Genomic DNA, 7,473 nt, shown 5'->3' on the forward strand with positions numbered 1-7,473 from the left:
AAAATCTAAAAAACGGAAGAAGCATAGCGTAAAAAGCAAAGGATTTCCAATGGAAAACCATGGAGGGGCAAAGACCTGCTGAGGCCCATTGCGGTTCAGGAGGTGCTGGTCAGCCTTCCCCAAGGATGGTTTTGGCGGCATACCGGGCCGTGAGAATGGCTCCCCCGAGGAAGGTGCCTTCCAGGGCTCCCCTGCCGTGCATGTTGCCGCCTCCGAATCCTGCGGTTTCACCAACGGCAAAAAGGCCTGGGATGGGTTGATTGCCGAGATCCAGTACCCGGCTTTGCAGATCCGTACGGATACCGCCCAGGGATTTGCGGGTGAGGATGAAGGTTTGGATGGCCATGAGGGGGCCTGCTGCGGGATCGAGGATTTTCTGAAACTTGCAGATGCGCAGGCGATCGCCCTTGTATCTGCGACTGATGGCGATGCGGCGGAGCTGGTCGTCGGTGAAAAAGGCGGAACCCCAGTCAATCTGACGGTCATATTCCCGGATGCCCTGCTCCATGGCCTTGAGGTTGAGGGGGGGTTCCGGAGCCTTTGCCTGCATTTTGCGGGCAAGTTCTCCCAGAGTGGAGGCGGTGAGTACCTCGTCGGATTCCTGGATGAGGCGGTCGGTAAGCTCCTTGTTGCCAAAGAGCAGCTCTTTGATCATGCGGAAAAATTTTCTGTGGCGGAAGGCTGTCATGTAGTCGCATCCGGATACGGCCAGCTCCCTGAGGGCAATCCTGCGATTGAGAATGAGCCAGGAAAAGGATTCCTTTTCCCGGCAGAGACGCTCCACAAGGTAGCCCGTATCCGTGTACCCCATGAGGGGCAGGGGGCCGATGCGTTCTCCCCTGGCATTGAGCCAGAGGGCGGATCGCGGCGGCACCAGGCTGAGGCCGTGGTCTTCCTGCAGGCTTCTGGGATAGGGGATGCCTGCGGCGTAATGCCACTGGCGATCCAGGTGATCGAGCCTTGCGCCGATGGCGGCTGCGGCCTCATGGAGGCGACCATCGGCAAAACGGTGGCTTCCGTTTAAAAGCCTTTTGGGAATGGTGCTGAGGTGGGCAGGCCAGTGCTTGCGGACCTGGGAGAGATCGCCCCCGCAGATGCCCCCCGCAGCGAGGATAACCCGGCTTCCCTGGGCTTCAAAGGGCCTGCCCGTACCCTGCATGGTGCCTGTGCATCCGGTAATGACGCCGCCTTCCATGCGGAGGTTTTCCACGCGGTGTCCAAAACGGAGGGTGAGGCGCTGGCGGTTGGGATGGGCTTCCATGCGTTTGAGGATGCATTCCATGATGCGGTGCCCCGTACCCCAGGCAATGTGCCAGCGGGGAAGGGAATTGGCCGTCTGGAGCATGCCCCTTTCCGGCCAGTTCACCACAGGCAGGAAACGGATCCCAAGGTCTGTGAGAAAATCGTAGATGTCTTTTCTGGAGTTTTCCACATAGGCCTTGGCCCAGGCTCTGGACCAGGTTTCGTCTTTGCGGAACCGGGCCACCCGTTTCCAGTCTTCCCAGGCCACCTCCGGAGTGTCCGGAATCCCCATGCGTTTCTGCAGTGGGGTGTTTACGGCGCAGATGCCCCCAAAGGATTCCCTGGCAAGGCCACCCAGCCGTTCTTCCCGGTCCCGGTCGAGGATGAGCAGGGAAAGGCCGCTGTCCAGAAGCTCCAGAGCGCTTACGAGGCCGGCAATGCCACCGCCGACAATAATGACATCGCTTTTATAGACAGGTGCTGGGGCAAACATGGTCGGGCTTCCTTATATTTATGATACGCACACAAAGGATCGTATACAATAAACCTTTTGCCATGGCTTCCTGGAAAGCCCTCCGTCTCTGGCGGAATGGATTTTTCAGTATAAAATGAAAGACACGATAAGGATGCTGTTCACGCTGCCCCATCCCTGTGTTATTGTCAATAGCTTTTGGGTTTCTGTGGGTCTTTGCGCGGCGCAGGGCGCAGGGCTTTGGGGTATCTCTGCGATGCGGAGCGTGTATGAAGAATCCTTTGTTTGATAATTATCGCGCCCTTGTGGTCCGGGTGGAACAGCGCCTGGAGGAGATCCGCAGGCAGGCAGGTCCCCTCATGGTCTGCCGGAAGGGGTGCCATGGCTGTTGCAGACATATCACGGTTTTCAGCGTGGAAGCCTGTATCCTGGCCGAGGCCCTGGCCGGATTGTCCGAGGACAGAAGGCGGGTCATCCGGAGTCGGGCCAGGCAGGCGGATGCGGATGGGGAATGTCCCCTTTTGTGGGAGGGGGCTTGTGCGCTTTATGCGGCCCGGCCCATCATCTGCCGGACCCATGGTTACCCTCTGGTGATTGAGGATGAGGAGGGGGCTTTTGTGGATTGTTGCCCCCTGAATTTTTCGGATAATATGACAGCTGCGGTGTCCATGGCCCTGGCCCTGGAGCCTTTGAATCGCACCCTTGTGGCTGTCCACGCGTTGTTTCTGAGGGAAAGCGGCATGGAAGGCAGGCTTGCGGCCAGAATGAGTGTGGCTGAAGCCCTGCTCCTGCCATGGCCGCTGACGGAAAGGTTTGCATGAGTAAGGAAGTGGTGATCAGTGAAAGGGGGGCCGAAGCCCTGGAAAGGCGGCATCCCTGGGTGTTTTCCGGTGCTGTGCGCGGGGTGAGGGGAAACCCCGGAATGGGAGAAACCGTGGCCCTGCTGGATGCAAAGGGCCGCTGGCTGGGTTGGGGGGCATACTCGCCCGCATCCCAGATCCGGGTGCGGGTCTGGACCTTTGATCCTGAAGAAAGGGTGGATGGTCTGTTTTTTGAGCAGCGGATTCAGGCTGCCCTTTCGCTGCGTTCGGGGTTTTATCCCAATGGTTCGGTGACGGCCCTGCGTCTTGTATCCGGAGAATCGGACGGTCTGCCCGGACTCATTGTGGATCGCTATGACAAGGTGGCGGTCTGTCAGTTTCTTTCCGCAGGTGCCCATCGGTGGAAGGCGGAGATTGTTTCGGTTCTGGCAACTCTTCCGGGCATTGAAAGTGTGTATGAGCGTTCCGATGCGGAGGTGAGGAAAAAGGAGGGGCTTTGCCTGGAAAGGGGTCTTTTGCATGGACCTGAACCGGAAAAACGGGTGGAGATCCGCGAAGGCCGTCTGCGTTTCTGGGTGGACATACGGGAAGGTCATAAAACGGGGTTTTATCTGGACCAGCGGGAAAACCGCAGCCGGGTGATGGCCCATGCCTCGGGCATGCGGGTGCTCAATGCCTTTTCCTATACAGGTGGTTTCGGGATTGCGGCCCTGGCGGGGGATGCGGCCAGGGTGGTGAACCTGGATGCCTCCCGTGCGGTTCTGGATATGGCGGAAGACAACCTGAGGCTGAATGGCGCTTGCGCCGATGCCATGGAGAATGTGGAAGGCAATGCCTTTCAGGTGTTAAGGGCTTTCCGGAATGAGGGGCGTCTTTTTGATGTGGTGGTGCTGGATCCTCCCAAGTTTGCGGAGTCCAGAGCCCAGCTGAACCGGGCGGCCAGGGGATACAAGGATATCAATATCCTGGGGATGCAGCTTCTTGCACCCGGAGGACTTCTGTTCACCTATTCCTGTTCCGGCGCCATGCATACGGATCTGTTTCAGAAGATTGTTGCGGATGCGGCCCTGGATGCGGGCCGTGAGGGACGTATCCTGCGACGGATGGCGGCGGCGCCGGATCATCCCGTATCCCTGAATTTTCCCGAAGGCGAGTATCTGAAAGGGCTGATGGTTCAGCTGGTTTGAGTCTTTGCAACAAAAACCGTTTTTTTTAGTGAGGAAGCCAATATGGAAAAGATTTGCGCCCTGGGCGTTCTGGATGGTCGTTACCGGAGACTGACCGAGGATTTAAGGGATATTTTTTCCGAATACGGTCTCATCCGCCACCGCCTTGTGGTGGAATTGCGCTGGCTGCGCTTTCTGGTGGAGCGCCTGAAACTTGTGCGTCTTTCTCCGGAAGAGCTGGATCGCATGGATGGCATGCTTGCGGATTTCGGACCGGAAGAAGCCTTGAAGATCAAAGCCATTGAGCGGGTGACCAATCACGATGTCAAGGCTGTGGAATATTATATCAAAGAAAGGCTTGAAGGCCTGGGCCTTGGAGACGCCAGGGAATGGGTGCATTTTGCCTGTACGTCCGATGATATCAATAACACAGCCTACGCCCTGATGCTCAGGGAAGGCCGGGATTTCATTCTTGCCCGCGGCCAGGAGGTACTGGAGGCCCTGGAAGGTCTGGCCCGAACAACCCGGAGTGCGGCCATGATGAGCCGTACCCATGGTCAGCCTGCAACGCCCACCACCATGGGCAAGGAAATGGTCAATTTCGCCTGGCGCCTGCGTGAAGAGATGAAAGGCCTTCGGGCTGTGGAAATCGGGGCCAAGATGAACGGTGCGACGGGCAATTTCAACGCCCATGCCGCAGCCTTTCCGGAAGTGGACTGGATTGGCGCTTCCGAGGTTTTTGTTTCGGAGTACCTGAAGGTGAGTCCTCTGCTTTATTCCACCCAGATCAACCCGAACCACAGCATTGCCCAGGTTCTTCATGCCATGGTGCGGATGGCGGGGGTGCTTATGGATCTGGATCGGGACATGTGGGGGTATATCAGTCTTGGGTATTTCCGGCAGCGTCTCAAGGAAGGAGAAGTGGGTTCCTCCACCATGCCGCACAAGGTGAATCCCATTGATTTTGAAAACGGCGAGGGCAATCTCGGTCTGGCCGTGGCCCTGATGGAGCACATGGCTTTTAAGCTTCTTCAGAGCCGTTTTCAGCGGGATCTCACGGATTCCACGGTGCTGCGGAACATGGGGGCCCTGTTTGGCTACATGACCATCGGATGCCGCAACACCCTCAAAGGCCTGGGTAAGGTGGCTCTGGATCCTTTGCGCCTGGAAGAAGATCTGGCTGCCAATCCTGAGCTTCTCGCCGAGCCCGTGCAGACCGTGATGCGGGTGTATGGGGAGGAAAATCCCTATGAAAAACTCAAAGAGCTGACCCGGGGCCGGAAAATGACCCTGGAGGACTTTGGGCGTCTCATCGACTCCCTTGAAAAGGTGCCCGAGGAAGCCAAGGCCGGGTTGCGCAGACTGACACCCGCAGCCTATGTGGGCCTTGCCGAGGCTCTGGTGGATCGCTATTTTTCAGAAAATGGCAAGTAAGGGCTTTTTTTAAGGCTTTATGTTTTTCGGGGTTCATCCGATGAGGGAGAAAATGTTTTTTTGATTGGACGCTTTCATCCCATTGGCCGTTTGCGGAGGTTCAGAATGAAAAAAAGCCATGTATGGGGCCTTGTGCTGGGTGTTTTTTTTCTTTTCTCACATACGGGCGCTGCGGCTGAGGCCTTAAATACCCTGGTGGTCCTGAGGGACGGGCACCATATCCGCTCCCTTTATTTTGACGGGCCAGCCCAATACAGTGAGGAAGGACTTCCCCTCTACGACACTTCCCGCCGTGTGCGGGACCTGAACATCGCAGCCTTTCGTTTCACCAGAGACGGAAAACGTTTTTTTGTGCCCCTGGAAACGGCCAGCCGGGAGTTTGCCCAGGTGGAGCTTCTGGGTCTTCCCGGTCCTTCCCATGACAATCTTTCCCTGCGCATCACTCCCAGAAAGGGTGAAGCCTTTGAGGTGGAAAGGGCCACCCTGGTCCGCCATGTGGGGGATGAGTATCCGGCCCATGAAATTGAGATTGAAAAGTTCATGGCCCATGAGGACGCCTGGCGGCGGGATTTTCTTCCCATGGCTGCGGTGCGGGAAATTCATTTTGTAAGCCGGGAAAAGAAAAAGGAAGCGCTTACCGAAGAACGGGTGCTGGTGGGACCGGCCCTTTCCGGGGATGGGCATTCCGTAGAAGCGCTGACCGGACTTCTTCTGGCCATGGCCAAAACCGGAGGGCAGGCGGGCCGCTTGAGCTTTGACATCCGTTTTGATGTGAATTCCGCCAACCTGACCCCGGCTTCCCGTGTGGTGCTGGATCGTCTGTCCGCAGCTCTTAAAGATCCCCGGCTGGGGGGAACCCGGTTTCGCCTGGGCGGTCATGCGGATTCCACGGGTCAGGCGGCCCATAACCTGGCTTTAAGCCGCAGGCGTGCGGAAAGCGTGCGCACCTATCTTGTGCAGCAGGGGGGCATTGAAGCCTTCCGTCTGGAGGCCACCGGGTATGGGGATACAAGGCCTGTGGCTTCCAACAGAACGCCCGAAGGCCGGAAAGCCAACCGAAGGGTGGAAGTTGAATTTTTGTCACCGGGCTAGGAGGCGGGGGCTCGCCCATACAAAAATGTATTGGATACGGGGTAAATAAGGACTTTTTTGTTGTGTTTGTGTGGGAACCCCAGGGGCCATCTGTCTGGAATCCGATCTGATTCCAGGCAGATGGCCTTTTTTTAATGTCTGGCATGTTTCGTGAACGGCTTATTTTCCGGATATGAAAGAGGGGAGGGCATGTGTTCCAGGAAAATAGCGGACCCGAAGCCATGGCGTGTATCAAGGACCCCGGAGCCTTTCTTCTGCCAGGCATCCGGTCAAAAATTCTGAAAAAAGGGAGTCGCCATGTGGTGCAGTGGGGGGGGCTGACCCTGCATTCTGCCTTCCAGCCGGTGTACAGCCTGGCCCACAAGCGCATTGCAGGTTTTGAAGCCCTGGTGAGACCTGTGGGAAAAGATGGCAGGCCCATGCCGCCGCCGGATTTTTTCAGAGGGCTTTCCACGGATGCTCTGGTGCTGGCGGATCGCCTCTGTCGTGGCCTGCATGTGGCCAATTTTCAGGCTTTCCGTCAGCCGGACACCTGGCTTTTTCTCAATGTGGCCACGGAGGTGGCTGTGCATGCCGGACGCTATGGGGCTTTTTTTGCGGAACTTCTGGATGCCTATGGTCTGGCTCCGGCCTCTGTGGTGGTGGAGGTGGTGGAGGATCCTTCGGATGATCCTGAGCGCATGGATGCGGGCATCTCCTTTTTCCGGGATCTCGGATGCCTCATTGCCATGGATGATTTTGGGACGGGTGCTTCCAATTTTGAACGTATATGGCGTTTTTCTCCCCATATTGTGAAGCTGGAAAGGGGAATGATTGCCCGGGCGGGAAAGGAGCCGCGCACCCGGCGCATGCTGCCGGGCATTGTATCCCTTCTGCATCAGGCAGGCGCTCTGGTGCTGGTGGAAGGCATTGAAACGGAGGAGGAGGCCCGCATTGCCATGGCTGCGGATGCGGATCTGGTTCAGGGATATTTTTTCGGGAAACCCGATGGGAACATGCCTGGGACTTTTCCTGATTTTGACGGTCTTTTTGATCGGAGCAAGGGAGAAGCCATGGTCAGGGAAGCCCTGTGGCGGGAAAAAAACAAGGCCCTCATGGCGGCCTTTTCCCAGGCTCTGGAGACCCTTGTCTCCGGAGCAACACCGGAGGCGGCCTTTGACGGGCTTTTGCGGGATCCAAGGATTCTGCGGTTTTACCTCCTGCGGCCTTCGGGTGTGCAGGTGGGTCCCACCCTGGTGGCTGCGGG

General features: G+C 57.3%; 6 protein-coding genes. 5 read left to right on the forward strand and 1 reads right to left on the reverse strand.

What is annotated here, in order from left to right:
* Positions 1-109: 109 nt before the first annotated feature.
* On the reverse strand, positions 110-1,735 hold the full coding sequence (locus RBR60_RS04005) for an FAD-dependent oxidoreductase (RefSeq protein WP_320354588.1): 1,626 nt from the start codon (positions 1,733-1,735) through the stop codon (positions 110-112).
* A gap of 248 nt (positions 1,736-1,983) precedes the next feature.
* Here RBR60_RS04005 and RBR60_RS04010 point away from each other — a divergent pair, with 248 nt between their 5' ends.
* The 5 genes from RBR60_RS04010 to RBR60_RS04030 form a co-directional block, all read left to right on the forward strand.
* Positions 1,984-2,535 (forward strand): YkgJ family cysteine cluster protein, encoded by a 552-nt coding sequence (locus RBR60_RS04010; RefSeq protein WP_320354589.1) that lies wholly within the window; start codon positions 1,984-1,986, stop codon positions 2,533-2,535.
* Positions 2,532-3,722, forward strand: coding sequence for a class I SAM-dependent rRNA methyltransferase (locus RBR60_RS04015; protein ID WP_320354590.1), 1,191 nt, complete (start codon positions 2,532-2,534; stop codon positions 3,720-3,722). The genes RBR60_RS04010 and RBR60_RS04015 overlap by 4 nt, the downstream gene beginning before the upstream one ends.
* Before the next feature lie 42 nt (positions 3,723-3,764).
* Positions 3,765-5,135 carry an adenylosuccinate lyase gene (gene purB, locus RBR60_RS04020; RefSeq protein WP_320354591.1) on the forward strand — a complete coding sequence of 457 codons (1,371 nt, stop codon included), beginning with the start codon at positions 3,765-3,767 and terminating at the stop codon, positions 5,133-5,135.
* Positions 5,136-5,240: 105 nt separating this feature from the next.
* Entirely contained in the window at positions 5,241-6,227 is a 987-nt protein-coding gene (locus RBR60_RS04025; RefSeq protein ID WP_320354592.1) for an OmpA family protein, read from the forward strand.
* A gap of 191 nt (positions 6,228-6,418) precedes the next feature.
* A partial coding sequence (locus RBR60_RS04030; protein WP_320354593.1) for an EAL domain-containing protein occupies positions 6,419-7,473 on the forward strand: 1,055 nt, incomplete at its 3' end.

This window comes from Desulfobotulus sp. (genome assembly GCF_034006065.1).
Classification (GTDB): Bacteria; Desulfobacterota; Desulfobacteria; order Desulfobacterales; family ASO4-4; genus Desulfobotulus.